The 26,694-nt window shown below is 74.5% G+C and carries 25 protein-coding genes and 1 tRNA gene; 15 read left to right on the top strand and 11 right to left on the bottom strand.

Annotation, left to right across the window (positions count from 1 at the left end; genetic code table 11):
* Window positions 1–134: 134 nt before the first annotated feature.
* Genes IFT45_RS01555 through IFT45_RS01540 form a run of 4 tightly spaced genes read right to left on the bottom strand, consistent with a single transcriptional unit; the run spans window position 135 to window position 4,652 of the window.
* Window positions 135–1,364: an ATP-binding cassette domain-containing protein gene (locus tag IFT45_RS01555; protein WP_192126326.1), complete on the bottom strand. Its 1,230-nt coding sequence runs from the start codon at window positions 1,362–1,364 to the stop codon at window positions 135–137.
* Window positions 1,361–2,266 carry an ABC transporter permease gene (locus IFT45_RS01550; protein ID WP_192126324.1) on the bottom strand — a complete coding sequence of 302 codons (906 nt, stop codon included), beginning with the start codon at window positions 2,264–2,266 and terminating at the stop codon, window positions 1,361–1,363. The genes IFT45_RS01555 and IFT45_RS01550 overlap by 4 nt, the downstream gene beginning before the upstream one ends.
* On the bottom strand, window positions 2,244–3,074 hold the full coding sequence (modA, locus tag IFT45_RS01545) for a molybdate ABC transporter substrate-binding protein (RefSeq protein WP_192126322.1): 831 nt from the start codon (window positions 3,072–3,074) through the stop codon (window positions 2,244–2,246). The genes IFT45_RS01550 and modA overlap by 23 nt, the downstream gene beginning before the upstream one ends.
* Window positions 3,075–3,083: 9 nt before the next feature.
* Entirely contained in the window at window positions 3,084–4,652 is a 1,569-nt protein-coding gene (locus IFT45_RS01540; RefSeq protein WP_192126320.1) for a glycosyltransferase family 87 protein, read from the bottom strand.
* Between the two features lie 62 nt (window positions 4,653–4,714).
* Here IFT45_RS01540 and IFT45_RS01535 point away from each other — a divergent pair, with 62 nt between their 5' ends.
* Complete coding sequence (locus tag IFT45_RS01535) at window positions 4,715–6,043, top strand: molybdopterin-dependent oxidoreductase (RefSeq protein WP_056056724.1); 1,329 nt, start codon at window positions 4,715–4,717, stop codon at window positions 6,041–6,043.
* Window positions 6,040–6,540 carry a hypothetical protein gene (locus IFT45_RS01530; RefSeq protein ID WP_192046157.1) on the top strand — a complete coding sequence of 167 codons (501 nt, stop codon included), beginning with the start codon at window positions 6,040–6,042 and terminating at the stop codon, window positions 6,538–6,540. The genes IFT45_RS01535 and IFT45_RS01530 overlap by 4 nt, the downstream gene beginning before the upstream one ends.
* On the opposite strand, the gene IFT45_RS01525 is transcribed toward IFT45_RS01530, so the two are convergent.
* The 5 genes from IFT45_RS01525 to IFT45_RS01505 form a co-directional block, all read right to left on the bottom strand.
* Window positions 6,486–7,202 (bottom strand): class I SAM-dependent methyltransferase, encoded by a 717-nt coding sequence (locus IFT45_RS01525; protein ID WP_371741223.1) that lies wholly within the window; start codon window positions 7,200–7,202, stop codon window positions 6,486–6,488. The two genes, IFT45_RS01530 and IFT45_RS01525, sit on opposite strands and share 55 nt — an antisense overlap.
* Window positions 7,199–7,837 (bottom strand): DUF2064 domain-containing protein, encoded by a 639-nt coding sequence (locus IFT45_RS01520; protein ID WP_192046156.1) that lies wholly within the window; start codon window positions 7,835–7,837, stop codon window positions 7,199–7,201. Before IFT45_RS01520 ends, IFT45_RS01525 begins: the two co-directional genes overlap by 4 nt.
* Window positions 7,834–8,502 (bottom strand): glycosyltransferase family 2 protein, encoded by a 669-nt coding sequence (locus IFT45_RS01515; RefSeq protein WP_056056718.1) that lies wholly within the window; start codon window positions 8,500–8,502, stop codon window positions 7,834–7,836. The genes IFT45_RS01520 and IFT45_RS01515 overlap by 4 nt, the downstream gene beginning before the upstream one ends.
* 151 nt (window positions 8,503–8,653) lie before the next feature.
* Window positions 8,654–9,745, bottom strand: a complete 1,092-nt coding sequence (locus IFT45_RS01510) for an NAD-dependent epimerase/dehydratase family protein (RefSeq protein WP_192126318.1) — start codon at window positions 9,743–9,745, stop codon at window positions 8,654–8,656.
* Window positions 9,742–10,668, bottom strand: coding sequence for an MTAP family purine nucleoside phosphorylase (locus tag IFT45_RS01505; RefSeq protein ID WP_371810832.1), 927 nt, complete (start codon window positions 10,666–10,668; stop codon window positions 9,742–9,744). The genes IFT45_RS01510 and IFT45_RS01505 overlap by 4 nt, the downstream gene beginning before the upstream one ends.
* Window positions 10,669–10,707: 39 nt before the next feature.
* Here IFT45_RS01505 and glp point away from each other — a divergent pair, with 39 nt between their 5' ends.
* The 5 genes from glp (at window position 10,708) to IFT45_RS01480 (ending at window position 15,440) form a co-directional block, all read left to right on the top strand.
* Complete coding sequence (glp, locus tag IFT45_RS01500) at window positions 10,708–11,964, top strand: gephyrin-like molybdotransferase Glp (protein ID WP_371810830.1); 1,257 nt, start codon at window positions 10,708–10,710, stop codon at window positions 11,962–11,964.
* 10 nt (window positions 11,965–11,974) lie between these two features.
* Window positions 11,975–12,493, top strand: coding sequence for a cyclic pyranopterin monophosphate synthase MoaC (gene moaC, locus IFT45_RS01495; protein WP_056056712.1), 519 nt, complete (start codon window positions 11,975–11,977; stop codon window positions 12,491–12,493).
* The gene (locus tag IFT45_RS01490; RefSeq protein ID WP_197982157.1) at window positions 12,481–12,978 is read left to right on the top strand and encodes a molybdenum cofactor biosynthesis protein B; all 498 of its coding nucleotides are present in this window, start codon (window positions 12,481–12,483) and stop codon (window positions 12,976–12,978) included. The genes moaC and IFT45_RS01490 overlap by 13 nt, the downstream gene beginning before the upstream one ends.
* The gene (locus tag IFT45_RS01485) at window positions 12,971–13,468 is read left to right on the top strand and encodes a molybdenum cofactor biosynthesis protein MoaE (RefSeq protein WP_082514550.1); all 498 of its coding nucleotides are present in this window, start codon (window positions 12,971–12,973) and stop codon (window positions 13,466–13,468) included. Before IFT45_RS01490 ends, IFT45_RS01485 begins: the two co-directional genes overlap by 8 nt.
* A 157-nt stretch (window positions 13,469–13,625) precedes the next feature.
* Window positions 13,626–15,440, top strand: a complete 1,815-nt coding sequence (locus IFT45_RS01480) for an ATP-binding cassette domain-containing protein (protein WP_192126314.1) — start codon at window positions 13,626–13,628, stop codon at window positions 15,438–15,440.
* A 28-nt stretch (window positions 15,441–15,468) separates the two neighbouring features.
* Here the strand turns inward: IFT45_RS01480 and IFT45_RS01475 are convergent, their stop codons facing one another.
* The gene (locus IFT45_RS01475) at window positions 15,469–16,008 is read right to left on the bottom strand and encodes a MarR family winged helix-turn-helix transcriptional regulator (protein ID WP_192046151.1); all 540 of its coding nucleotides are present in this window, start codon (window positions 16,006–16,008) and stop codon (window positions 15,469–15,471) included.
* Window positions 16,009–16,084: 76 nt separating this feature from the next.
* On the opposite strand from IFT45_RS01475, the gene IFT45_RS01470 reads away from it, so the two are divergent.
* From IFT45_RS01470 to IFT45_RS01455, 4 genes are all read left to right on the top strand, one after another.
* Window positions 16,085–16,156, top strand: a tRNA-Gln gene (locus IFT45_RS01470).
* A 105-nt stretch (window positions 16,157–16,261) separates the two neighbouring features.
* Window positions 16,262–16,750: a DUF4126 family protein gene (locus IFT45_RS01465; protein ID WP_056056706.1), complete on the top strand. Its 489-nt coding sequence runs from the start codon at window positions 16,262–16,264 to the stop codon at window positions 16,748–16,750.
* Window positions 16,751–16,811: 61 nt separating this feature from the next.
* Window positions 16,812–18,245 (top strand): bifunctional UDP-N-acetylglucosamine diphosphorylase/glucosamine-1-phosphate N-acetyltransferase GlmU, encoded by a 1,434-nt coding sequence (gene glmU, locus IFT45_RS01460; RefSeq protein ID WP_056056704.1) that lies wholly within the window; start codon window positions 16,812–16,814, stop codon window positions 18,243–18,245.
* A 43-nt stretch (window positions 18,246–18,288) separates the two neighbouring features.
* Window positions 18,289–19,266 carry a ribose-phosphate diphosphokinase gene (locus IFT45_RS01455; protein WP_056056702.1) on the top strand — a complete coding sequence of 326 codons (978 nt, stop codon included), beginning with the start codon at window positions 18,289–18,291 and terminating at the stop codon, window positions 19,264–19,266.
* A gap of 125 nt (window positions 19,267–19,391) precedes the next feature.
* Here IFT45_RS01455 and gndA read toward each other — a convergent pair whose 3' ends face one another.
* A complete protein-coding gene (gndA, locus tag IFT45_RS01450; RefSeq protein WP_056058923.1) occupies window positions 19,392–20,795 on the bottom strand; it encodes an NADP-dependent phosphogluconate dehydrogenase in 1,404 nt (467 codons plus the stop codon).
* A gap of 206 nt (window positions 20,796–21,001) precedes the next feature.
* Between gndA and IFT45_RS01445 the strand changes: the two genes are divergently transcribed.
* The 4 genes from IFT45_RS01445 (at window position 21,002) to mfd (ending at window position 26,688) form a co-directional block, all read left to right on the top strand.
* Window positions 21,002–21,523, top strand: a complete 522-nt coding sequence (locus IFT45_RS01445; protein WP_185233421.1) for a gluconokinase — start codon at window positions 21,002–21,004, stop codon at window positions 21,521–21,523.
* Between the two features lie 190 nt (window positions 21,524–21,713).
* Entirely contained in the window at window positions 21,714–22,349 is a 636-nt protein-coding gene (locus IFT45_RS01440; RefSeq protein WP_185233419.1) for a 50S ribosomal protein L25/general stress protein Ctc, read from the top strand.
* Window positions 22,350–22,399: 50 nt separating this feature from the next.
* Window positions 22,400–22,984 (top strand): aminoacyl-tRNA hydrolase, encoded by a 585-nt coding sequence (gene pth / locus IFT45_RS01435; protein WP_185234087.1) that lies wholly within the window; start codon window positions 22,400–22,402, stop codon window positions 22,982–22,984.
* Between the two features lie 89 nt (window positions 22,985–23,073).
* The gene (mfd, locus tag IFT45_RS01430; protein ID WP_192126312.1) at window positions 23,074–26,688 is read left to right on the top strand and encodes a transcription-repair coupling factor; all 3,615 of its coding nucleotides are present in this window, start codon (window positions 23,074–23,076) and stop codon (window positions 26,686–26,688) included.
* The last annotated feature ends 6 nt before the right edge of the window (window positions 26,689–26,694 follow it).

Here is a 26,694-nt window from a genome sequence, read left to right as displayed (position 1 = left end):
GTGACCGCGGCGCGGACCGGCCCGGTCGCGCTCCCGCCGGCTCGGCCCGGGGCCGTCGGGGGTCGTCCCGGCGAGTCGGCGGGTCCGTGTCCTCGCCGGTGCTGGCCCCCGGTGCAGCGGGGAACGCCCGTCGGTCAGCGGATCGTGACGAGGCCCGGGTCGACCGTCACCGTCACCGGGGCGCCCGCGTGCAGCACGGCGGGGTCGGCGTCGCCGAGGGGCACCTCCGCGGTGGCGAGGTGACCGCCCCGGTCGGTGGCCACCAGCACGGCCAGCCGCGAGAGACGCTGCTCGGTGCGGACGACGCGGGCGGCGAGGGCGGCGGGCGCCGCGCCTCCTGCAGGGAGGTCCCCCGGGGCGGCCACCCGGCCGGCCCCGCCGCGGCCGGGGGCGGAGAGCACCAGCGCCTCGGCCGGGAAGGCGACCCGGGGCGGCCCCGTCGCGGCCCGCGGGCGCGTCGACGTCAGCACGACCCCGCCCGGCAGCTCGGCGGTCAGCGTGCCCGGCCCCTCGTGGACCGCCGCGGGCGACCACACCGTGGCGCCGGTCAGCGACGCGACGTAGGGGGTGTGCGGGTCGAGCAGCACGGCGGTCGGGCTGCCGTGCTGCACGGCGGCTCCCCGCTCGAGCACGACGACCCGGTGCGCGAGGGCCACCGCGTCGACCGGGTCGTGGGTCACGAGCACCGTCGGCACGGCGACCCCGCGCAGCAGCTCGGCGAGGGCCGCCCGGAGCTCGGCCCGCGCCCCGGCGTCGAGTGCGGCGAGCGGCTCGTCGAGCAGCAGGAGTCGCGGGTCGGCCGCCAGCGCCCGCGCCACCGCCACGCGCTGGGACTGGCCGCCCGACAGCTCGCCGGGGCGACGCCCGGCCTGGTCGGCGAGCCCCACGCGGGCGAGCTCGTCGCGGGCGCGCGCCCGGGCCCGGGTCGCCGGCACGCCCCGCGCGCGGAGGCCGAAGGCGACGTTCTCGAGGGCGGTGAGGTGCGGGAAGAGGCGGTAGTCCTGGAAGACGGTGCCGACGTCGCGGTCGCGCGCGGGGACGCTGCGCGCCGGGCCCTGCGCCGCCGGCCGCCGCGCCGCCGGGCCTTGCGCCGCCCGGCCGTCCGCCTTCGCGCCACCGGCCGTCGAGCCGCCCTCCAGCGGCCGCCCGTCGAGCACGACCGCCGACCCGTCGGCCGGCAGCAGCCCGGCCAGAGCCCCGAGCACGGTCGACTTGCCGGCGCCGTTGGGCCCGAGCAGGGCGACCACCTCGCCGGGCGCGACGTCGAGGTCGAGGGCGAGCCGGAACGCCCCGCGCGCGACGTGCAGCCGCGCCGAGAGCCCGGCCCCGGCCCCGAGCTCGGCGGCCCCGGCGCCCCCGCTCACCGCGCCCCCGTCGTCAGCCACCGGTCGCGCAGCAGCAGCAGCACCCCGACGCCGACCGCGAGCAGCAGCAGCGAGATCGCGACGGCGCTCTCGGGGTCGCTCTGCTGGGCGAGGTAGACGCTCGTCGGCAGGGTCTGGGTGCGCCCGGGGAAGGTGCCGGCGAAGGTGATCGTCGCGCCGAACTCGCCGAGGGCGCGGGCGAAGCAGAGCACGGCGCCCGCCGCGACTCCCGGTGCCACGAGCGGCACCGTCACGCGCCGGAAGGCGTACCAGCGCGACGCGCCGAGCGACGCGGCGGCGGCCTCGAGCCCCCGGTCGACCCCGCGCAGGGCCCCCTCGACGCTCAGCACGAGGAAGGGCATCGCGACGAAGGTCTGCGCGATCACGACGGCGCCCAGGGTGAACGGCACGGTGACGCCGAAGGCGGCGTCGAGGGGCCGCCCGATCAGCCCCTGGCGCCCGAGCAGGTAGAGCAGCGCGACGCCGCCGACCACGGGCGGCAGCACGAGCGGCACGGTCACGACGGCGCGCAGCAGGCGACGCCACGGCGCCGCCCAGCCGTCGCTCGTCGTCAGCAGCCAGGCCAGCGGCACGCCGAGCACGAGGCTGAGGGCGGTGGCCAGCAGGGCGCTGGTCAGCGAGACCCGCAGGGCGTCGAGCACGCCCTCGCTGAGGAGTCGCGGCGCCAGCGTCGCCCACGGCGCCCGCACCAGCAGGGCGACGGCGGGCAGCACGAGCAGCGCGAGGCCGACGAGCGCGGGCACGAGCACGAGCACCGGGAGGCGGCGGTCACGGGCCCCGGGCCGCGTCGCGACCGCGCCGCGCCCCGCCTCGGAGGCCGGCCCTGCCCCGGAGCCGGCCCCGGAGGCCGCCCCGGCCTCAGCCGACCCGGAAGCCGGCATCGGCGAGGGCGTCCTGCCCGGGGTCGGAGAGCACGTACGCGAGGAAGGCGTCGGCCACGGTCGGGTCGGGAGCGTCGCGCAGGCGTGCCCCGAGGTACGCCGTCGTCGGGGCGTCGGCGCCGCCGACCTCGACGCCCTGCACGCGGTCGCCGGCGGCCGCGACGTCGGTCTCGTAGACGAGCGCGGCGTCGACCTCGCCCAGTTCGACCTTGGTCAGCGCGCTCTTCACGTCGGGCTCGAGGGTGGCGGGCACGACGTCGACGCCCTCGGCGTCGAGCAGCTGGCGGGCGAGCGCGCCGCAGGGCACCTCGACGGCGCAGAGCGCGACCGAGACGTCGGGGTCGGCGAGGTCGGCGAGGGAGTCGACGTCGCCCGGGTCGCCGGCCGGCACGGCGATCTCGAGGGCGTTCCGCGCGAACGTGGTCGGCTCGCCCTCGACGAGCCCCGCGTCGACGACGGTCTGCATCGTCGCGCTGCTCGCGCTGAGGAAGGCGTCGACGGGCGAGCCGGAGACGATCTGCTGCGCGAGCGCCGAGCTGCCGCCGTAGCTGACCGTCACGGTCGTGCCGGGGTTCGCCGCCTCGAACTCGGCGGCGAGGCGGTCGACGGTCTCCGTCAGCGAGGCCGCGGCGAGCACGGTCACCTCGCCCGACAGCGCGGGCGTCGCCCGGCCCGGGGCGGTCGTGCCCGCGGTCGTGTCGTCGCCCTGACCGAGGTCGCTGGCGGAGCACCCCGCGGAGGCGGCCAGCACGCCCAGCCCGACGAGGGCGGCGGCGAGGAGGCGCGGTGGGCGTGACCGGGTCGGCATGCGACGATCCTAGGCCGACGCCCCCGGCGGCCCAGCGGCCCGGGTCGACCTCGCCGCCCCGGCGGAGCTGTCCCCGACGCCCCCGACGCCCCCGACGCTTCCGACGCCCCGGGCGCCCGCGACGCCCCCGAGGGCGGCACGCCCGCCACGGCCCCACGGCCAGCGCGGGTGGCGCAGGCGCCGGGCCCCCGCCTCCGCCAGGTCCGCCAGCCGGTCGAGCCAGCCGGCCCCGGCGCGGAGGATCGTCCCGAGCAGGATGACCAGCACGGCCGCCGCGAGCGACGACCTCTGGAGCGCCTGGCCCGGCTCGAGCTGCCGCACGAGCAGCGCGAGCGGGATCGTGAGCCACTCCCACCGCCCGGTCATCGCGACGAACGGCACGAGCAGCAGGGCGTACCAGGGGTAGCGGGGGCTGACGGCGACGAGGGTCACGCCGATCATCACCAGCTGGCCGAGCCACGGGTCGCCGGGCGGTGTCCTCACCCAGACGACGACGCCCGTGACGAGCAGCACGAGGGCGACCACGGGAGTCGCGACGGAGTCGGGGAGGTACGCCGAGGCGAAGACGAAGCGCGAGCCGTCCTCGTAGCCCTCCTCGGTGAGGTAGCCGGGCAGGTAGCCGAGCACGCCGATGCCCGTCGACACGACGTACGGCACGTAGAGCACCGCGAAGGTGACGATCGAGGCGACGATCACCCGCACCGGCTGGCGGCGCAGCAGGGCGGGCGCGGCGATGACCGGGATGAGCTTCGTCGCGATCGCGGCGCCCAGCGCGACGCCGCCGCGCCAGCCCGCGCCGCGGGCGACGAACAGCGAGGCGACGACGACGAGCACGGCGCCGAGCAGGTCGACGTGCGAGTTCGTCACGCCCTCGCCGAGCACGAGCGGGCACCAGCCCCAGAGCGCCGCCCACCGCGGGTCGAGCCCGCGGCGCCGCAGGGCGACGAGCAGGGCGGCCGTCGTGCCGAGCACGAGCAGCGCCCCGGCGAGCTGGAAGGGCAGGAACTCCACGTCGGCGGGCACCACCGAGCGCACCGCCCAGAACCACAGCTCGGCGGTCGGCGGGTAGATCGTCGGCACCTCGGGCCGGTTGATCGCGGTGCAGACCACGTCGCCGGTCTCGGTGTCGTAGGCGCGGTGGATCTGCCGGTCGGGCTGGCTGCAGCGCTGGCCGATCGTGCCGTCGTCGCGGGTGAAGTCGGCGGCGGGCGGGAAGATCCACTCCGGCCGCAGGTCGCGCAGCTCGCCCGAGTCGGGCGTGTACGTGTACGGCGAGGTGCCGGCGCCCTGCACGATGCCGTCCCAGGCGTAGCGGGCCGGGTCGGTGCTGGTGTTCGGCGGGCCCACGAGGGCGGCGCCGCCGAGCAGCGCCGTGCCGGCGAGCACGAGGGCGGTGACGGCCCGCAGGGGCACCCGTCGCAGCAGCACGACGGCGAGCGCGAAGAGGGCCCAGCACGCGGCCGTCCAGAGCACGTAGGAGTCGCGGAGGTCCTTCTCGAGGAAGCCCAGCTCCAGCACGCCCCACGCCACGGTCGCCGCCAATCCGGTGACGGCCACGGCCGCGAATAGAGTACGCACGCGACCAGTCTGGACGACTCCGCCCTGGGAGGTCGTTCCCGCACCTCGCAGAGACGGCCCCCATGAGACGACTGCTCGACACGCTCCGCACGGCGGCCTCGTCGCCGACGCGCACGGCCCGCACGGCGACGGTGCTCGGGCGGCTGCTCGGGCTGGCCTTCGTCGTCTGCCTGCTGACCGGCCTCTACAGCCACTTCCTCCAGGAGCCCGCCGCCTGGATGCGCTTCCCGACCTCGCCCGTGTGGCTGTACCAGGTGAGCCAGGGCGTGCACATCACGGCCGGCATCGCGTGCGTCCCGCTGCTGCTCGGCAAGCTCTACGCGGTCTTCCCGCAGCTGTTCCAGACGCCGCTGGTGCGGCACCCGGTGCAGCTGCTCGAGCGCGCCTCCATCGCCCTCTTCGTCGCGAGCTCGATCCTCCAGCTCGTCACGGGGCTGCTCAACACGTACCAGTGGTACCCGTGGCCGTTCCCGTTCAAGCAGGTGCACTTCGCCCTGTCGTTCGTGATCATCGGGTCGCTCGCGGTGCACATCGCGGTGAAGCTGCCGCTCATCACGCGCTACTGGCGGGCCCGCGACAGCTACGACGCCGAGGGCCGGTTCGTCGAGCCGTCGCGCGAGCTCGACCCGGCCCGCGCCGAGTTCACGGCGGCCCGCGAGCTGCGCGCCCGGCAGGCGGCCCCCGAGCCGCGGCGCGGGCAGGCCGCGGCCGCCCCGCAGCCCACGGGCCTCGTCGGTCGCGTGACCCGGTGGATCGACGGCGCGCGTGACGAGCACGACGCGCCCCGCGCCTCCGTCGTCTCCCGCCGGGCCTTCTTCACCGGCGTCGGCGTCGCCACCGGCGGGGCCGTGGTGCTGACCGCCGGGCAGTCGTTCGCCGCGCTCGCGCCGCTCAACGCCTTCGGGCCGCGGCAGGCGGGCCTCGGCCCGAACGACCTGCCGATCAACCGCACGGCCGCGGCGGCGCGCGTCCTCGAGACCGCGATGGACCCGGCCTGGCGCCTCACCGTCGCGAACGGCGACCGCGAGCTGTCGTTCAGCGCCGCCGACCTCGAGGCGATGCGGCAGGGCGACGAGCGCCTGCCGATCGCCTGCGTCGAGGGCTGGAGCCAGACGGCGGCCTGGCGCGGCGTGCGCCTCGTCGACCTGATGGGCGCCGTCGGCGCCCCGGCCGACGCCCGCCTGAAGTTCACGAGCCTCGAGGAGAAGGGCGGGTACCGCATCATGCTGATGGGCCCCGAGTACGCCACCGACCCGACCACGCTGGTCGCCCTCGAGCTGAACGGGAGCCGCCTCGACATCGAGCACGGCTACCCGGCCCGCGTCATCGCCCCCGGCCGCCCCGGCGTGCTGCAGACCAAGTGGCTCAGCCGGATCGAGGTCGTCCGATGACCGCGTCGAGCGCCGCCCCGAGCGTGCCGGCCTCGACCGGTCGCGGCGTCCGCGTCGCCCGGGCCGTGCTGCTCGTCGTCGGCGTCGCGCTGATCGGCCTCGGCGGGTACGTGCTCACCGACACGGTGAACCCGACCCGGTACGGCGGGCTGCTGGTCTGGCTGATCGGCTCGGTGATCGTCCACGACGCCGTGCTCGCGCCGCTCGTCGTCGCCGTCTCGCTCGTCGTGCGGCGGGCCGGTCGCCGGGTGCGCCCGGCCGTGCTGGCGATCGTCCAGACGACCGTCATCGTCGGAGCCGTGCTGTCGATCGTCGTCGTGCCCGAGATCATCGCGAAGGCGAAGGGCACCAAGAACGACACGGTGCTGCCGTTCGACTACGGCGCTCGGCTGGGGCTGCTCTGGCTCGTGCTCGCCCTGCTCGCCGCCGCGACGATCGCCGTCTACCTCGCGGTGACCAGGCGACAGAAGGTCCGGCCCGAGGCCGACCAGGTCTGAGCCACCCGCAGGCCCGCGGCGGCGGCGTGGCGCCCGAGGGCCTCACGGCCGACCTCGGCCCACGGGAAGGTCGCGCTCGCGCGGCCCTGCTCGTCGACGACCTGGGCGTCGTACACGACGTCGGCGCGCGCGTCGGGAGCGGTCTCGACGACGACCGAGCCGTCGGTCGACAGCACCGAGGAGGCGCGGCGCACGAGCGCGGTCGGGTCGCCCCCGATGCCGATGTTGCCGTCGAGCAGCAGGGCGACGTGCCACGACCCCTCGCCGGGCAGGCCCGCGTCGAAGACGGAACCGGCGACGACGGGCAGGCCCGCGTCCACGGCCATCGCGACCGCGGTGACGGAGACGTCGACCCCGAGGGCGTCGAGGCCGCGGTCGACGGCGGCGCGCACCATCCGGGCGGGGCCGCAGCCGATGTCGAGCACCGAGCGCGCGTCGTCGATCGTGGTGAGGTCGGCCGCGTCGGCGTCGGCGCTCCAGCGGGCGACGTCGAAGGCGGCCTGGGCGGTGCCCCGGGCGGCGTCCCCGGGGCGACCGCCCCGTTCGCGGGTGCTGCCGGGGGAGCGGACGAGCTGCAGCAGGCCCTCACGGCGGAGGGCGCGGGCGTAGGGCTCCGCGCCTCCTGATCCGAAGGTGGGGCGGGGGTCGGAGGCGATGGTCACGAGCGGGGCTCCTCGAAGCGGTGCAGCAGGCGGGCGAAGCGGGTCTCGGGGCCGGCGGCGGCCGCCAGGCGCGCGTCGTCGATGGTGTCGACGTCGGCGAGCTCGGGCAGGGTGCGCACGCGCAGGCCGGCCTCGGCGAGGCGGCGGAGCTGGTGCTCACCGGTGTCGGCGCGCGACATCGGGACGCCGCGGAGCAGGTCGCCGGTCGGTCGGGCGAGGCCGAGGGCCCAGAAGCCGCCGTCGTTGGCGGGGCCGAACCAGGCGTCGACCTCGTCGCCGGGACCGTCGCGCCACGAGTCGAGCACGGGCGCGAGGTCGACGGCGGTCATCTGCGGAGTGTCCATGCCGACGAGCACGGTCGGGCCGTCGACGGCGTCGAAGAGCGCCCCGAGCCGTTCGTCGAGGTCACCGCTGGTCTGGGGGATCACATCGAGGTCTTCGGAGCCGGGCGGCGTCCGGTTGCCGTCGAAGAGCAGGACGCGTCGCGTGGCGGGCAGCGCGCGGAGCACGTCGAGGGTGTCCTGGATCGCCGCGGCGGCCAGCTCGGCCGCCTGCTCGAGGCTCAGGGGCGGGTGCAGCCGCGTCTTGACCCGGCCGGGGAGGGTCTCCTTGCAGATCAGCACCAGGGTGGTCACCGGCCCACCTCGCGCAGCAGTCGCGACATGTCCTTCACGGCGACCCAGGTGCCGCGGATCGTGCCCGTGACCTTGCTGCGGCCGACCCGCGGGGCGTAGGGGGCGTCGAGCTCGACGATGCGCCAGCCGGCCTGCGAGCCACGCAGCACCATCTCGAGCGGGTAGCCGCTGCGACGGTCGACGAGGCCGAGGCCGAGCAGGCCCTCGCGGGAGGCGACGCGCATGGGCCCCAGGTCGTGCAGGGCGACGCCGGAGGCGCGGCGCATCAGGCGGGCGAGCACCAGGTTCGCGAGGCGGGCGTGCAGCGGCCAGGCGCCGCGCGTGGTCGGGCGTCGGCGGCCGAGCACCAGCTCGGCGTCGCCGGCGAGGACCGGGGCGGCGAGGGCGACCAGGTCGCCCGGGTCCATCGAGGCGTCCGCGTCGCAGAAGGCGACCCACGGGGCGGTGGCGGCCTCGAGGCCGGCGTGGGCGGCCGCGCCGAAGCCGCGCCGCGACTCCTCGACGACGAGGGCGCCGTGCTCGCGTGCGACGGCGGCGGAGCGGTCGGTCGAGCCGTTGTCGACGACGATCGCGCGCCAGCCCTCGGGGATGCGCGTGAGCACCCAGGGCAGCGCTCCCTCCTCGTCGAGGCAGGGCAGCACGACGTCGACCAGGGGAGAGCTCATCCTCCCGACTGTAGAGAGCCCGCCTTGGGAACGGCCGGTGCCGCCCCGAACGGGGTGCGCGCCTGTCCGCCCAGCGCTGTCGGCGGCGGCGGGGCGCCGCCGACCGCGCCGCCCACCGCCGCCCGTCGCGTCGCGCGACGGCGCCCGGTGGTCAGCGCGCGACGGCCGCCCGCAGGGGCGCGGTCGCGAACTCGCGCATGCCCTCCTCGAACGACACGCTCGGGCTCCAGCCGAGCTCGTCGCGCAGCCGCTCCGACGACGCCGTGACGTGCCGCACGTCGCCCGCGCGGTACTGCCCGGTGACGACCGGGGCGGGGCCGCCGGCCTCGCGGGCCAGCGCCTCGGCCATCTCGCCGATGGTGTGCACGGTGCCGCTGCCGACGTTGAAGGCGCGGGAGGTCTCGGGCTCCTGCCCGGCCGTCCAGTCGAGCGCCGCGAGGTTCGCCGACGCGACGTCGCGCACGTGCACGAAGTCGCGGCGCTGGGCGCCGTCCTCGTAGACGCGCGGCGCCTCGCCCCGCTCGAGCGACGAGCGGAAGAGCGAGGCGACGCCGGCGTACGGCGTGTTCTGCGGCATGCCGGGCCCGTAGACGTTGTGGTAGCGCAGGGCCGCCGCACGCCCGCCGGTGCTGCGCGCCCACGAGGTGGCGAGGTGCTCCTGCGTCAGCTTCGTGATCGCGTAGACGTTGCGCGGGTCGAGCGGCGCCTCCTCCGAGATGAGCTGCGGCTGCAGCAGCTCGCCGTGCTCGTCGCGCGGGTCGAAGACGCCCGCGTCGAGGTCGGCGACGCGGCGGGGCGCCGGGCGCTCCGTCTCGCCGGTCGACGTGCGGTAGCTGCCCTCGCCGTAGACGACCATCGACGAGGCGACGACGAGACGGCCGACGCCGGCCCTGTCCATCGCCGCGAGCAGCACGGCCGTGCCGTGCTCGTTGCTGTCGACGTAGTCGGGGGCGTCCTGGAAGTCGACGCCGAGCCCCACCTTCGCGGCCTGGTGGCAGACGGCGTCGACCCCGACGAGCGCGGCGTCGACGGCGGCGGCGTCGCGCACGTCGGCCTGCACGAACTCGACGCGCGGGTCGAGCGACGGGGGCCCGCCGTGCACGTCGGGGCGCAGCGAGTCGAGCACGCGCACCGTCCAGCCCCGGTCGAGCGCCTGCGCCACGATCGCCGAGCCGATGAACCCGGCCCCGCCCGTGACGAGCAGCCGGCCGGGGGCCGACGGGTCGCGGGTCGCGTCGCTCACGACCGTGCCGCCGCGACGGGCCGTGCGAGGACCTCGGCCACGGCCGCCGCCGGGATCAGCTCGCGCGGCTCGTAGTCGGCCGGCAGCGCCGCGACGATGGACTCGATGGCGGCCACGATGCGGGGCTGGGCCGCGGCGAGGCGCTCCATCACGAGGCCGTGGCTGACGGCGTCGTCGTCGGTGCCCTCCTCGGGCGAGATGCCGGCGTCGCTGTCGGTGACGAACGACAGGTTGACGGCGCCCATGCCGAGCTCCATCGTGAGCGGCACCTCCGGGTACATCGTCATGTTGATCGTGTGCGCGCCCGCGGCGCGGAACCACAGGGACTCCGCCCGCGTCGAGAAGCGCGGGCCCTGGATGACGACGCAGGTGCCGGTCGCGGCGAACGGCTCGCCCTGCTGCTCGAGGGCGGCGACGGCCGCGGCGCGCAGCACCGGGTCGAACGGGTCGGCCGCGACGAGGTGCTGCACCGAGCCCGCGACGTCGAAGAACGTGTCGGGGCGGCCCCAGGTGCGGTCGATGAACTGGTCGGTGACGACCATCGTGCCCGGCGGGTACTCCGGGCTGACCCCGCCCACGGCCGACGACGAGACGACGGCCTTCGCGCCGAGCGACGCGAGCGCCCAGACGTTCGCGCGGAAGTCGATGCGGTGCGGCGGCACCGAGTGGCCCTTGCCGTGCCGCGTGAGGAAGGCGACCGTCTTGCCGCCGAGCTGCCCGACCGTGACCTCGCTCGAGGTGGGCCCGTACGGCGTCTCGACGACGTGGCTCGTGGCTGTGCCGGGGGCGAACAGCGAGTAGAGGCCCGAGCCGCCGATCACGGCGACGTCGACGCGGGGCAGGCCCGCGGCGCCGGGCGCGGCGGAGCCGGCGGGGGAGGAGGAGGTCGAGGAGTCGCGGTGCGCGTCGGTCGTGTCGGTCACGCTCGCTACGCTACTGGCGACCACCGCGAGAGGAGCCGAGTGCGCACCGTCGAGCAGCACCGCCACGACGTCGAGGCCCTGGTGAGGGACGCCCTCGCCGACCGTTCCCCCGAGGTCCTCCGCGTCGATCCCGCCCTCCTCGCGGCGGAGCCCGAGCGGTACCGCCGCCGCGTGCTCGCCGCGCCCCTCGCCGCGCCGATCGACCTGCCGCCCTTCGCGAACTCGCAGATGGACGGCTTCGCCGTGGGCGCTGCCGACCTGGGGGGCGCGGGGCCGGTCGACCTCGTCGTCGTCGAGCCGATCCCCGCGGGGCGGACGGGCCCGCGACTCCTGCCCGGCACGGCCGCGCCGATCATGACGGGGGCGCCCGTGCCCGAGGGCGCCGTCGCGGTGGTGCCCGTCGAGCGGGCCCTGCCCGCGGCCTTCCCCGAGCCCGGCACGGCGGCCCGCGTCGTGCTGCCCGGCGACGTCGCCCCCGGCACGTTCGTGCGGGCGGCCGGCAGCGACGTGGCCGCCGGCGCCGTCCTGCACGAGGCGGGCACGGTGCTGACGCCCGCCCGCTGGGGGGTCGTCGCCGCCGCGGGCCTCGCCACGGTGGAGGTGCTGCGTCGCCCGCGGGTGCTGCTCGTCTCGACGGGGGAGGAGCTCGCCGAGCCCGGCTCGGCGCTCGCGCCGGGCACGATCCACGACGCGAACGGCGCGAGCCTCGCCGTGGCCCTCAGTGACGTCGGCGTCGACGTGCGGGTGCGCCGCGTCTCCGACGACGCCCGCGCGCTGCTCGCCGTGGTCGCCGCCGCGGCCGACGACGTCGACCTCGTCGTCACCACCGGCGGGGTCAGCGCCGGGGCCTACGAGGTCGTGCGCGACGCCTTCGAGGCCGCCGGGGTCGTGTTCTCGTCGGTCGCGATGCAGCCGGGCGGGCCGCAGGGCCTCGGGCGTCTCCGGCTCGAGGGCCGGGCGGCCGCCCTGCCGGTCGTCTGCTTCCCCGGCAACCCGGTCAGTGCGCTGGTGTCGTTCGAGGCGTTCCTCCGCCCCGTGCTTCAGGCCGAGACGTCGGCGGGCACCCCGCGTCGGGCGTGGTCGGCCCCGATGGCCGAGGCGGCCGAGTCGCCCGTCGGCAAGCACCAGCTGCGCCGGGGCCGGCTCGACGACGACGGCCGGGTCCGGTTCGTCGGCGGCCCGGGCTCGCACCTGCTCTCCGCCCACGCGGCGGCCTCGCTGCTGGTGCACCTCCCGGTCGGGGTCGACCGGGTGCAGCCGGGCGACGAGGTCGTAGTCTGGGCCCTCGACGACTGAGGGGCCCGCGATGACCGACGACCACTACCGCCTCCGCCCGGCCTCCTCCTCGCCCGTGGCGCCCGGCGGCCTCACCCACGTGCGGGCCGACGGCACCGCGCACATGGTCGACGTGACCGAGAAGCCCGAGACGACGCGCGAGGCCTCCGCCCAGGCCGTGATCACGACGCGGCCCGACGTCGTCGCCCAGCTCAGCGACGGCACCCTGCCGAAGGGCGAGGCCCTCGGCACCGCCCGCATCGCCGGCATCATGGCCGCGAAGCAGACGCCCGCGCTCATCCCGCTCTGCCACCCGCTGCCGCTCGGCGCGATCTCGGTCGACTTCGAGGTCGGCCGCGACCGCGTCACGGTCGTCGCCCGCGTGGCGACCCGCGGCGTGACGGGGGTCGAGATGGAGGCGCTGACCGCGGCCACCGTCGCGGCCCTGACCCTCTTCGACATGATCAAGGCCGTCGACCACCTCGCCGTGATCGGCGACGTGAAGGTGCTCGAGAAGTCGGGCGGCACCTCGGGGCGCTGGTCGCGGTGACCACCCTGCCGGTGCGCCGCGTCGCGGTCGTCGTGGCCTCCACCCGGGCCGCCGCCGGCCGGGCCGACGACCTCACCGGGCCCGTGATCCGGGCCTGGGCCGAGGCCCGCGGCTGGGACGTCGCCGAGCCCGTCGTCGTGGCCGACGGCCCGCCCGTGGGCGCGGCGCTCGCCGCGGCGCTCGCCGACGGCCCCGACCTCGTCGTCACGACCGGCGGCACCGGGCTGACGCCGACCGACCGCACGCCCGAGCAGACCCGCCCCCTGCTCGACCTCGAGGTGCCGGGCGTCGCGGAGGAGCTGCGCCGCCGCGGCCTCGCCGCCACCCCCACGGCCGTCCTCTCCCGCGGTCTCGCGGGCGTGGCGGGCCGCACCTTCGTCGTCAACCTCCCCGGCTCGCGCGGGGGAGTGCGCGACGGCCTCGCCGTGCTCGACGAGATCGTCGACCACGCCCTCGACCAGATCTCCGGAGGCGCACATGACTGACGACGACGGCCCGCTCTCCGAGACGGCCGGCCCCGACGACGACGTCCCCGTGCCGGGCGGCCCGAGCGGGCGGGTCGTGCTCGCCGAGGTGGTCTCGACCGAGCTGTCGGCCACCGAGTGCTCCGTGATGGTCTCGAGCCGCGCCTCCGGGGCGGTGGTGGCCTTCGCCGGGGTGGTGCGCGACCACGACGACGGCCGGGGCGTGACGGCCCTGCACTACGAGGCGCACCCGTCGGCGGGCGACGTCATGGCCGATGTCGCCGAGCAGATCGCCGCGCGGCACCCCGAGGTGACGATCGCCGTGCAGCACCGGGTGGGCGACCTCGACGTCGGCGACCTCGCGCTGGCCTGCGCGGTCGCGTCGGCGCACCGGGCCGCCGCCTTCGTCGCGTGCTCCGACCTCGTCGACCTCGTCAAGGAGCGCGTGCCGATCTGGAAGCGCCAGGAGTTCACCGACGGCACCGACGAGTGGGTCGCCTCGCTCGGCTGACCCGTGCGCGGTCCGACCTGCAGTCCGCGCCGTCTACGCTTCTGAGGTGGCACATCTACTGGCGCGCTGGAGCTGAGGCGTCGCGGAGCAGCGCGCGACGCCAGCGCCGAGGGAGCCTGCGACCGAGGGTCCAGGTGAGCCGCACTACTCTTCTCAGGTGGCACATCTACTTGGAGCAGAGAACCTCCGGCTCGAGTTCCCGACCAAGGTCGTCCTCGACGGCGTCACCCTCGGCATCGACGAGGGCTCCCGGATCGGCGTCGTCGGGCGCAACGGCGACGGCAAGTCGACGCTCATGTCGGTGCTCGCCGGCCGGCTCGAGCCCGACGACGGCCGCGTGACGACCCGCCGCGGCCTCACCATCGGCATGCTCGACCAGCGCGACGTGCTGCCCGAGCACGAGACCGTCGGCGCGATGATCGTCGGCGACCGGGAAGAGCACGAGTGGGCGGGCGACGCCCGCATCCGCGACGTCATCTCCGGCCTCGCCAGCGACATCCCGTGGGAGGCCACCCTCGGCGACCTCTCCGGCGGCCAGCGTCGCCGTGTCGCGCTCGCCACCCTGCTCGTCGGCGACTGGGACGTCCTCTTCCTCGACGAGCCCACCAACCACCTCGACGTCGAGGGCGTGGCCTGGCTGGCCGAGCACCTCCGTCGTCGCTGGTCGCCCTCGTCGGGCGCGCTCGTCGTCGTGACCCACGACCGGTGGTTCCTCGACGAGGTCTCGACCGACACCTGGGAGGTGCACGACGGCGTCGTCGAGCCCTTCGAGGGCGGCTACGCGGCCTACGTGCTGCAGCGCGTCGAGCGCGACCGCTCGGCCGCGGCGAGCGAGTCGAAGCGCCAGAACCTCATGCGGAAGGAGCTGGCGTGGCTGCGCCGCGGCGCCCCCGCCCGCTCGACGAAGCCGAAGTTCCGCATCGACGCCGCCAACGAGCTCATCGCCGACGAGCCGCCCGCCCGCAACTCGGTCGAGCTGTCGCAGATGGCGACCGCGCGGCTCGGCAAGGACGTCGTCGACCTCGTCGAGGTCGGCGTCTCGTTCGGCGACAAGCGCGTGCTGCACGACGTCGAGTGGCGCATCGCTCCCGGCGAGCGCACGGGCATCCTCGGCGTCAACGGCGCCGGCAAGTCCACCCTGCTGAAGGTCGTCACCGGGGTCGTGGCCCCGACGGAGGGGCGGGTCAAGCAGGGCAAGACGGTCAAGTTCGCCATCCTCGACCAGCAGCTCGCCGACCTGCACGCCGTCGCGAACGAGAAGGTGAACGACCTGATCGGCCGGCAGCGCACCTCCTACGTGACGGCCGGCAAGGAGATGACGCCGGGCCAGCTGCTCGAGCGCCTCGGCTTCACGAGCGCGCAGCTGCAGACGCCCATCAAGGACCTCTCGGGCGGGCAGAAGCGCCGCCTCCAGTTCTTGCTCATCCTGCTGGACGAGCCGAACGTGCTCATCCTCGACGAGCCCACCAACGACCTCGACACCGACATGCTCGCGGCGATGGAGGACCTCCTCGACGGCTGGCCCGGCACCCTGCTCGTCGTCTCGCACGACCGGTACCTGCTCGAGCGCGTCACCGACCAGCAGTACGCCGTGCTCGACGGGGCCTTCCGGCACCTGCCCGGCGGCGTCGACCAGTACCTGGCGCTCCGCAAGCAGGTGACCGACGCCCAGGGAGGCGCCACCGACCGCCCGACGGCGGTCCAGGGAGCCCACGGCTCGGTCGCGGCGGCCGCCGCGGCGTCGGGCCTCTCGGGCGCCGAGAAGCGCAACGCGGAGAAGGAGCTCGGCTCCATCGATCGCAAGCTGGCGAAGGCGGGCGGCGACCGCGCCGGCCTGCTCGAGCAGTTCGCGACCTTCGACCAGTCCGACTTCGACGGCCTCGCGGCGCTGCAGGCGAAGCTCACGGCGCTCGACGCGAAGACCGCCGAGCTCGAGGCCCGCTGGCTCGAGCTCAGCGAGCTGCTCGCCTAGCGAGCCACTCGGGCCGCGCGCGGGCGGCCTAGCCGCCGAGCGTGAGGCTCAGGGTGCGCAGCAGCCCGGCGAGGCGGCGGCGGTCGTGGTCGTCGAGGTCGCTGAGCAGGGCCCGTTCGGCCTCGACGAGCCGCTCGATGGCGTCGTCGACCGCGCGGCCGCCCGACGGGGTGAGCGTGACGAGGATCCCGCGCCCGTCGTGCGGGTCGGTGCGCCGCTCGACGAGGTCGCGGGCGACGAGCCGGTCGATGCGGTTGGTCATGGCGCCGCTCGAGACGAGCGTCTGCTGCAGGAGGGTCTTCGGGCTGAGCTGGTGCGGGGCGCCCGCGCGGCGCAGGGCGGAGAGCACGTCGAACTCCCACTGCTCCAGGTCGCTGGCGACGAAGGCGTCGCGTCGGGCCCGCTCGAGGTGCTTGGCGAGCCGGTCGACGCGCGAGAGCACGTGCAGCGGGGCGAAGTCGAGGTCGGGGCGCTCGTGGCCCCAGGCGTCGACGATGCGGTCGACCTCGTCGCGGGGCTCGGGCCCCACGGGCTGGTCGCGCCCCTCGGTGCGCTCGGGCTCGGACATCCCCTCATCATGGCACCCGGTCCGCTTTGCCCTGCCTGCACCGCGCTGTCACACTTGACCTCGCGCGCGAGCGCGGTCCGCCATGGTGTAACGGCAGCACGACAGCCTTTGGAGCTGTTAGGTCCAGGTTCGAATCCTGGTGGCGGAGCCGTGAGTCGGCCGGGCGGGGCGGACGCCGTGCGGCTCCGTCGGTAGCCTCCAGGTCCACCGGCCGGCCGCGTCAGCGCCGCGCCCCGACGACGAGGAGCCGCCCATGTCGACGTCCGCCACCCTCCGCCCGCTCGTGAAGGCCGCCCTGCTCGGCGCCCTCAGCGGCTCCCGCTCCGCCACGCCACTCGCCGTGCTCGCCCTCCACCACGACAGCGCGGAGTCGCGGGGCAGCTGGCAGCGTTGGGCCCTGTTCCGCAGCCCCGTCGGCCGCGGCGTGGCCGTCGCCGCCGGAGCGGGCGAGCTCGTCGGCGACAAGCTGCCCGCCACGCCCAGCCGCGTGGGCGCGGGCCCGCTGTTCGGCCGGGCCACCTCCGGCGCCGTCGTCGGCGCCGCGATCAGCACCACCGCGGGCGACGGCCACCGCGTCGCCGGAGCCGTGGCCGGGGCGCTCGGCGCCCTCGCGGGCAGCTGGCTCTTCTACCTCGCCCGGAGGGCCGTCGTCGAGAAGACCGGCCTGCCCGACCTCGTCGTCGCGCTCGTCGAGGACGCCGTCGCGGTCTCCGGCTCGGTCGCCGTCGTCCGCTCCCGCTGATCGCCGCCCCCGCGTGGGAGGATCGGCGGTGAACGCCGCGCCCACCTCACCAAGGAGCACCATGCCCGCACGCACCCTCGCCGTCGTCGTCCTCGCCGCTGGGCAGGGCACGCGCATGAAGTCCGCGACCCCGAAGGTGCTGCACCGCCTGGCCGGCCTCCCGCTGATCCAGCACGTCCTCGAGTCGGCGGCCGCGCTCGAGCCCGAGCACCTCGTCGCCGTCGTACGGCACGAGCGCGACCTCGTCGTCACGAGCATCGTCGAGACGACGCCGACCGCCCTGATCGTCGACCAGGACGACGTGCCCGGCACCGGCCGCGCCGTCGAGCAGGCCGTCGAGGCGCTGCCCGCCGACTTCGACGGCGACGTCGTCGTCGTGAGCGCCGACGTCCCCTTCCTCGACCACGGCACCCTGCGAGGCCTCCTCGAGCAGCACCGTGAGGAGGCGGCGGCCGCGACGCTGCTGTCGGCCGTCCTCCCCGACGCCACCGGCTACGGCCGCGTCGTGCGCCTCGCCTCGGGCGACGTCGAGCGGATCGTCGAGCACAAGGACGCCACCGAGGCCGAGCGGGCCCTCCGCGAGATCAACTCCGGCACCTACGCCTTCACGGTCGCGGCCCTCCGCGCGCAGCTGCCCCGCGTCGGCTCGGCCAACGCCCAGAACGAGAAGTACGTCACCGACGTCGTCGGCCTGCTCACCGGCGCCGGCGAGAAGGTCGCCGCCCGCGCGGTCGACGAGACCTGGCGCCTCGAGGGCATCAACGACCGCGTGCAGCTCGCCGTGGCCGCCCGCCGCCTCAACGACCGCATCGTCGAGCACTGGCAGCGCGAGGGCGTCAGCATCGTCGACCCGCAGACCACCTGGATCGACCGCGACGTCGCCCTCAGCCCCGACGTCGAGCTGCTGCCCGGCACCCAGCTGAAGGGCGCGACCTACGTGGCCGCCGGCGCCGTCGTCGGGCCCGACACGACCCTCGTCGACACGGAGGTGGGCGAGGGCGCGGTCGTGAAGCGCACCGACGCGACCCTCGCCGTGATCGGGGCCCGCGCCTCCGTCGGCCCCTTCTCGTACCTGCGGCCCGGCACGACGCTCGGCGAGGGCGGCAAGATCGGCACCTTCGTCGAGACCAAGAACGCCGAGATCGGCGCGGGCTCGAAGGTGCCGCACCTCAGCTACATCGGCGACACCGAGGTCGGCACCGACTCGAACATCGGCGCCGGCACGATCACGGCCAACTACGACGGCGTCTCGAAGCACCGCACCGAGGTCGGCTCGAACGTGAGGACGGGGTCGCACAACGTGTTCGTCGCCCCCGTTAGGATTGGCGACGGAGCGTACTCAGGTGCGGGAACGGTCGTCCGGAAGGACGTGCCGGCAGGTGCCCTGGCCCTGAGCATCGCTCCTCAGCGCAATGCGAGCGGATGGGTCGAGGCGAACCGCCCCGGCACCGCGGCTGCCGAGGCCGCCGCTCGCGCCGAACGAACGACCGACTAGCGAGCCGGTCGGGTTGGCCCCTCGGGGCCGGAGAGCGAGTGACGTGTCCGGAATCAAGATCACCGGGGAGAACCGACTCGTCCTGGTCTCGGGTCGTGCGCACCCCGAGCTGGCGAACCAGATCGCGGCGGAGCTCGGCTCGGAGCTCATCCCGACCGACGCCCGCACCTTCGCCAACGGCGAGCTCTACGCCCGCTTCGACGAGAGCGTCCGCGGCGCCGACGCGTTCGTCATCCAGTCGCACTCGGCCCCGATCAACGAGTGGCTCATGGAGCAGCTCATCATGGTCGACGCCCTCAAGCGCGCCTCGGCCAAGCGCATCACGGTCGTCGCCCCCTTCTACCCGTACGCCCGGCAAGACAAGAAGGGCCGCGGCCGCGAGCCGATCTCGGCCCGCCTCGTCGCCGACCTGTTCAAGGCCGCCGGCGCCCACCGCATCATGAGCGTCGACCTGCACGCCCCGCAGATCCAGGGCTTCTTCGACGGCCCCGTCGACCACCTCTTCGCCATGCCGGTGCTGCTCGAGCACTTCCGCGCGAAGCTCGACAACTCGACGCTCACGGTCGTGTCGCCCGACATGGGCCGCGTGCGCGTCGCCGACATCTGGAGCGAGAAGCTCGACGCCCCCCTCGCCATCATCCACAAGCGCCGCGACCCGCTGGTGCCGAACCAGGTCACGGTTCACGAGATCGTCGGCGAGGTCGAGGGCCGCGTCTGCCTGCTCGTCGACGACCTGATCGACACGGGCCGCACCATCGTCAAGGCCGCCGAGGCCCTCAAGGCCGCCGGCGCGATCGGCGTCGTGGTCGCCGCGACCCACGCCGTGTTCAGCGACCCGGCCCCCGAGATCCTCGCCAGCGAGTTCATCGACTCGGTCGTCGTCACCGACACCCTGCCCCTGACCGAGCACCAGAAGTTCGACAAGCTCGAGATCCTGCCGATCGCCCCGCTCATCGCGCGGGCCATCCACGAGGTCTTCGACAACGGGTCGGTCACGTCGATGTTCGACGGAGCCGCGTAGCGGCTCCGTCGAACCAGGAGGCGCAGCCGACGGCGCCCCCGGGCACCCCGGGACCTGCGCCACAGAACGGCCGTGACCGGGTTGGACCCAGCCACGGCCGTTCGGCGTCTCCGGCCTGCCGCGCGTCAGTGCGTCGACGGCTCCGTCTCGATCTCCGAGCGGTCGCCCGACCACAGGGTGTGGAACACGCCCTCCTCGCCGACCCGCTCGTAGGTGTGCGCGCCGAAGAAGTCGCGCTGCCCCTGGATGAGGGCGGCGGGGAGGCGCTCCGACGCGAGCGAGTCGTAGTACGACAGCGCCGACGCGAACCCGGGCACGGGGATCCCCGACAGCGCCGCCTTGGCGACGATGCGGCGCCAGGCGTCCTCGCCGTCGCGCACGGCAGCGGCGAAGTAGTCGTCCTCGAGCAGGGTCGCGATGGTCGCGTCCTTCTCGTAGGCGTCGACGATGCGGTTCAGGAACTGCGCGCGGATGATGCAGCCGCCGCGCCAGATCTTCGCGATCGCGCCCTTGTCGATGTCCCAGCCGTACTCCAGGGCGCCCGCGATGATCGCGTCGAAGCCCTGCGCGTAGGCGACGATCTTCGACGCGTAGAGCGCCTTCTGCACGTCGTCCTCGAAGCCGTCGCCCGCCTCCTGCACCTCGGGTCGGCCCTGCAGCGTCGCCTGCACGGCGGCGCGCTGGTCGGGCTTCGACGACACGGCGCGGGCGAAGACGGCCTCGGCGATGCCGCCGACGGGCACGCCCAGCCCGACCGAGTTCTGCACCGTCCAGACGCCGGTGCCCTTCGAGCCCGCCTGGTCGACGATGGAGTCGACCAGCGGGGCGTCGGTCTTCGCGTCGGTCTGGCGCAGCACCTCGGCGGTGATCTCGATGAGGTACGACTCGAGCTCGCCGCGGTTCCACTCCTCGAAGACGTCGGCGATGGCGGCCGGCTCGTGGCCCCCGACGCGGCGCAGCAGGTCGTACGACTCGGCGATGAGCTGCATGTCGGCGTACTCGATGCCGTTGTGGATCATCTTGACGAAGTGGCCGGCGCCGTCGCTGCCGACGTGGGTGACGCAGGGCTCGCCCTCGGCGACCGCGGCGATCGAGGCGAGGATGGGGCCGAGGGTCTCGTACGCCTCCTTCGAGCCGCCGGGCATGATCGACGGGCCCTTCAGCGCGCCCTCCTCGCCGCCCGAGATGCCGGCGCCCACGAAGTTCAGGCCGCGCTCCTTGAGGGCGGCCTCGCGCCTCCGCGTGTCCTGGAAGTTCGCGTTGCCGCCGTCGACGATGATGTCGCCCTCCTCGAAGAGGTCGGCGAGCTGGTCGATGACGGCGTCGGTGCCCTTCCCGGCCTGCACCATGATGATCGCGGTGCGCGGCTTCTGCAGCGACGCCGCGAAGTCCTCGATCGACTTGGACGCGACGAAGCCGGCGTCGCCGTGCTCGCTCATCAGGGTGTCGGTGCGCTCGGGGGAGCGGTTGTAGACCGCGACGGTGTTGCCCTCGCGGCTGGCCAGGTTGCGCGCCAGGTTGGAGCCCATGACGGCCAGGCCGACCACTCCGATGTTCGCCTGCGCGGTCTGCTCGCTCGTGTCTCCGTGTTCGGTCACGGTGCCTCCTCAAGGTCGGTGGACCGCAGACTATGCCTCGCCGCCGACCGGTTGACAGGGACCGTCAGGCACCCCCGGCGGACGGGGGGAGGCGCGCCTACGCTGGTCGGGACCCGCCCGTCTCGGAAGGACACCGCATGACCACCACCACCCTGCCCCCCGTCGTCGTGATGGGCGTGAGCGGGTCGGGCAAGTCGACCGTCGGCGAGCTGCTGGCCGAGCGCGCCGGCGTGCCGTTCGTCGACGCCGACGACCTGCACCCGAAGGCCAACCGCGACAAGATGTCGGCCGGCCACCCACTCGACGACGACGACCGTCGGCCCTGGCTCGAGATCGTCGCCCGGCGCATCCGCGAGGCCGGCGACGACGGCGTGGTGGTCGCGTGCTCGGCGCTGAAGCGCTCGTACCGCGACGTCCTCCGCTCGGGCGACGACCGCCTCCGCTTCGTCCACCTCACCGGGGTCCGCGAGCTCGTGGCCGAGCGCCAGAAGGCCCGGAAGGGCCACTTCATGCCGCCCGGGCTGATGGAGTCGCAGTTCGCCGCGCTCGAGCCGCTCGCCGACGACGAGCCCGGCACCAGCGTCGACGTGCAGGCCGGCCCCGACGAGATCGTGGCCGAGGTCCTCGACCGGTTGGCGACACGCCCGGGCCGCGTGTAACCTGGGCAGCTGAACTTCGGCGAGGGATGCCCCGGCATCCGTGATCGACGAGGTAGGCAGGCACTCAGTCCCGAGACCGCCCTCTGGGTGGTCGCTCCACGGCTGTGGGTCCCTCCTCACGCGACGCGCGTTCGAGTTGACACCGACCACACACCCCCAGGCCCGAGGGCCTGCAGAAACGGAGACCACCATGTCCGACGACAACACCCTGTCCGCCACCCTGCGCACCAGCTTCGGCAAGGGAGCGGCCCGCAAGATCCGCGCCGCCGACGCGATCCCCGCGGTCATCTACGGCCACGGCACCGACCCCCAGCACGTCACCCTCCCCGGCCACGAGACGATGCTCATCACGCGTCGCTCGAACGCGCTCATCACGCTCGACATCGAGGGCACGAAGCAGCTCGCCCTCGTCAAGGACATCCAGCGCGACCCGGTGAAGCAGATCATCGAGCACATCGACCTCATCGTCGTCCGCCAGGGCGAGAAGGTCAGCGTCGACGTGCCCGTGCACGTCGAGGGCGAGTCGGCTCCCGGCACGATCCACGTCGTCGAGCTCAACGTCGTCTCGCTCGAGGTGTCGGCCACCGACATCCCGCAGTCGGTCGTCGTCTCGATCGAGGGCCTCGAGGAGGGCTCGCAGGTGCACGCCTCCGACCTCGCGCTCCCCAAGGGCGCGACGCTGGTCACCGACCCCGAGGTGCTCGTGCTGGCCGTCTCCGTGCCGCAGCTCGACCTCACCACCGACGCCGTCGACGACGAGTCGGGCGAGGCCGCCGAGGCCGAGGGCGACGTGCCCTCGATCGAGGACGAAGAGCGCTCCGAGTAACACCCGCACCACCGTCTGACGCCCGCCGCTGCATCACTGAGGAGGACCCCCTGAGCGACCAGTGGCTCGTGGTCGGGCTCGGCAACCCCGGGCCCGGCTACGCCGGCAACAGGCACAACGTCGGGCAGATGGTGCTGGCCGAGCTGGCCCACCGCCTGTCGGCGGGGTTCAAGAAGCACAAGACGAACTCGCTCGTCGCGGAGGGTCGCCCGGCACCGGGCGGCCCCCGCTTCGTGCTCGCGGCGCCCGGCAGCTTCATGAACCTCTCGGGCGGCCCCGTCGCGGCCCTCCTCAAGTACTACGACCTCGACGTGTCGCGGCTGATCGTCGTGCACGACGAGCTCGACATCGACTTCGACACCCTCAAGATCAAGCAGGGCGGCGGCCACGGCGGCCACAACGGCCTGCGCGACATCATCGCGGCGACGGGGTCGAACGAGTTCCTCCGGGTCAGGGTCGGCATCGGCCGCCCCCCGGGCCGCCAGCCGGCCGCCGACTTCGTGCTGCGCGACTTCACGCCCACCGAGCGGCAGACCCTCCCGATCCTCGTGGCCGACGCGGCCGACGCAGTCGAGATGATCGCCGCCGACGGGCTCACGGCCGCGCAGCTCAAGTTCCACACGGCGAAGAGCTAGCTCCCTCCCCAGCCCGGGTGGTCGGTCCGGGGCTGAGCCCTCAGCGAACCCGCGGGCTGTCTGTCGGTCGTGCCGAGTAGCCTTGCCGGGTGATACTCGCGGGCTTGATCTCGGCGCTGTCGCGCGCCTCCACGTTCTCCGCTGCCCTCGACCGGGCCGGTCGCAGCACCGACTACAGCCTGGTCGACGGTCTGCGCGTCCCCCTCGTCGCCGGCCTCCTGGCCCGCCGCGAGGGTCCTCAGGCGATGCTGGTCGTCACGGCGACCGGCCGCGAGTCGGAGGCCGTGCGCGGCTCCCTCGCGAGCTACCTGCCAGACGCCGAGGTCATCGAGTTCCCCGCGTGGGAGACCCTGCCGCACGAGCGCCTCAGCCCCGGTGCCGAGACCGTCGGCAAGCGCATCCACGCGCTCCGGCGCCTCGCCGCCTGGTCGGCCGAGGCCGACGCGGCGCCCGACGCCGTGCGGCCGATCGTCGTCGTGGCCGGCGTCCGTGCCGCCCTGCAGCCCCTGGCCGACAACCTCGCCGACATCGACCAGGTCGAGCTGACCGTGGGCTCCCGTGGGCACGACCTGACCGCCATCTCGCAGTCGCTCGTCGGCCTCGCCTACGCCCGGGTCGACATGGTCACCCGTCGGGGCGAGTTCGCCGTCCGCGGCGGCATCCTCGACGTCTTCCCGCCCACCGCCGAGCACCCCGTCCGCGTCGACTTCTTCGGCGACGAGGTCGACCAGATCCGGCGCTTCTCGGTCGCCGACCAGCGGAGCCTCGACGGCGACGTGGCCGGCGTCGAGCTGCCGCCGAGCCGCGAGATGCTGCTCACCGACGACGTGCGGCAGCGGGCGCGCGAGATGCAGCACGAGTTCCCGAGCCTCGCGCAGATGCTCGCCAAGATCTCCGAGGGCATCCCCGTCGAGGGCATGGAGTCCCTCGCCCCCGCCCTCGTCCACGGCCTCGTGCCGCTCACGCACTACCTGCCGGCGGGCGCCTCCGTCGCCGTGCTGTCGCCCGAGCGCGTGAACTCCCGTGCCCAGAGCCTCGCCGAGACGAACCGCGAGTTCCTCTCCGCGGCGTGGAACGCCGCGACCGCCGGCGCCGAGGCGCCCATCGACCTCGACGCGGGCGACTTCATCACCCTCCGCCAGCTCCGCGAGTCGGCGGGCGACCGCACCTGGTTCACGATGAGCTCCTTCGACACCGGCGAGGTGCTCAGCGACGAGGACGCCGCCGCGTCGGCCGGCGACTACGTGCGCGTCGAGGCCGAGAGCGTGCCGAGCTTCAGCGGCCACGCCGAGGGCGCCGTCGACCATGTGGTGCAGCGCCTCCGCGACGGGTGGAGCGTCGTGGTGACCTCGCGGGGCGTCGGCCTCGTCGAGCGGGCCCGCGACGTGCTCGGCGAGCGCGCCGTGGCCGCTCGCCTGCTCGACGACCTGCCCGACGAGCTCGAGCCGGGCGTCGCCCTGCTCGTCGCCGGCGGGGTCGAGGCCGGCTTCGAGCTGGCCGAGGCCAAGGTCGCCGTGCTCGGCGAGAGCGACTTCTACGGCCGCTCGGCGAACTACGACTCCCGGCAGGTGAAGAAGCTCGCCAGCCGCCGCAAGGCCGTCGTCGACCCGCTGCAGCTCAAGCCCGGCGACGTCGTCGTGCACCAGACGCACGGCATCGGCAAGTTCCTCGAGCTCACCAGCCGCGAGGTCAGCACCGGCGGCAAGAACGCCGTGAAGAACAGCCGCGAGTACCTCGTGCTCGAGTACGCGCCGTCGAAGCGCGGCTACCCGGGCGACAAGCTCTACGTGCCCACCGACCAGCTCGACCTGCTCAGCCGCTACGTCGGCGGCGAGGCCCCCACGCTCAGCAAGATGGGCGGCAGCGACTGGGCCAGCGCCAAGAGCAAGGCCCGTCGCGCCGTCCGCGACATCGCGGTCGAGCTCGTGAAGCTGTACTCCGCGCGCATGGCGTCCAAGGGCCACGCGTTCCCGCCCGACACCCCGTGGCAGCGCGAGCTGGAGGAGGCCTTCCCCTTCGCCGAGACGCCCGACCAGCTGACGACCATCGACGAGATCAAGGCCGACATGGAGCGGCCCATCCCGATGGACCGCCTGCTCTCCGGCGACGTCGGCTACGGCAAGACCGAGGTCGCCGTGCGCGCCGCCTTCAAGGCGATCCAGGACGGCAAGCAGGTCGTCATGCTCGTGCCGACGACGCTGCTCGTCAAGCAGCACTTCGACACCTTCGCCGACCGGTTCGCAGGCTTCCCCGTGCACCTGCGCAGCCTCAGCCGCTTCCAGTCCGCGAAGGAGAGCCGCGAGACGATCGCGGGCCTCGGCGACGGCACCGTCGACATGGTCATCGGCACCCACCGCCTCCTCAGCGAGAGCATCGTCTACAAAGACGTGGGGCTCGTCATCATCGACGAGGAGCAGCGGTTCGGCGTCGAGCACAAGGACGCGCTGAAGAAGCTCAAGACGAACGTCGACATCCTCGCGATGTCGGCGACGCCGATCCCGCGGTCGCTCGAGATGGCCGTCACCGGCATCCGTGAGATGTCGACCCTGGCGACCCCGCCGGAGGACCGCCACCCCATCCTCACCTTCGTCGGCCCCGAGAGCGAGCGGCAGAAGGCCGCCGCCATCCGCCGCGAGCTGCTCCGCGAGGGCCAGGTCTTCTACGTCCACAACCGCGTCTCGAGCATCAACCGCGTCGCCGCGCAGATCGCGGAGCTCGTGCCGGAGGCCCGGGTCGCCGTCGCGCACGGGCAGATGGCCGAGTCGACCCTCGAGCAGGTCATGGTCGACTTCTGGGAGCGCAAGTTCGACGTGCTCGTCTCGACCACCATCATCGAGACCGGGCTCGACATCGCCAACGCGAACACCCTCATCATCGACCGGGCCGACAAGTACGGCCTCAGCCAGCTGCACCAGCTGCGCGGCCGCGTCGGCCGGGGCCGCGAGCGCGGCTACGCGTACTTCCTCTACGACGCCGAGAAGCCGCTCAGCGAGACCGCCCAGGACCGCCTCGAGACCATCGCGGCCAACAACGAGCTCGGCGCGGGCATGCAGGTGGCCCTGAAAGACCTGGAGATCCGCGGGGCGGGCAACCTGCTGGGCGGCGAGCAGTCCGGGCACATCGCCGGCGTCGGCTTCGACCTCTACCTCCGCATGATCGGCGAGGCCGTCGGCGCCTTCCGCGGCGAGGTCGCCGAGGGCCAGACCGAGCTGCGGCTCGAGCTGCCCGTCGACGCCCACATCCCCGAGGAGTACGTCGAGAGCGAGCGCCTCCGGCTCGAGGCGTACCAGAAGCTCTCGACCGCCAGCTCGCCCACCTCGACCGACGAGCAGATCGACGCCGTCCTCGAGGAGCTCACCGACCGCTACGGCGCCCCGCCGGCGTCCGTGCTCGCGCTCATCGAGGTGTCGCGCCTCCGCCGTGCCGCCCAGAAGGCGGGGCTCAGCGAGGTCGTCGTCATGGGCAGCAACCTCCGGGTCGCCGGCCTCGACCTGCCCGACAGCATGCAGGTGCGCCTGCAGCGCATGTACCCGGGGTCGCGCTGGTTCGGCCAGACGCGCTCCGTGAGCGTCCCGCTGCCGCGGAAGCACGGCGAGGCCCTGCCCGACGGCGAGCTGATCACCTGGGTCGAGCAGCTCATGTCGTCGATCTACGGCGCCGAGGCGCCGCGCCCGTCCGCCGACAGCTCCGCCGCGGCGAGCTGAGCCGAC

Origin of the sequence: Frigoribacterium sp. CFBP 13707 (assembly GCF_014842245.1) — a bacterium.
Lineage (GTDB): Bacteria > Actinomycetota > Actinomycetes > Actinomycetales > Microbacteriaceae > Frigoribacterium > Frigoribacterium endophyticum.
Note: the sequence above shows the minus strand (reverse complement) of the source record. Positions and strands in the feature narration are given on the sequence as shown.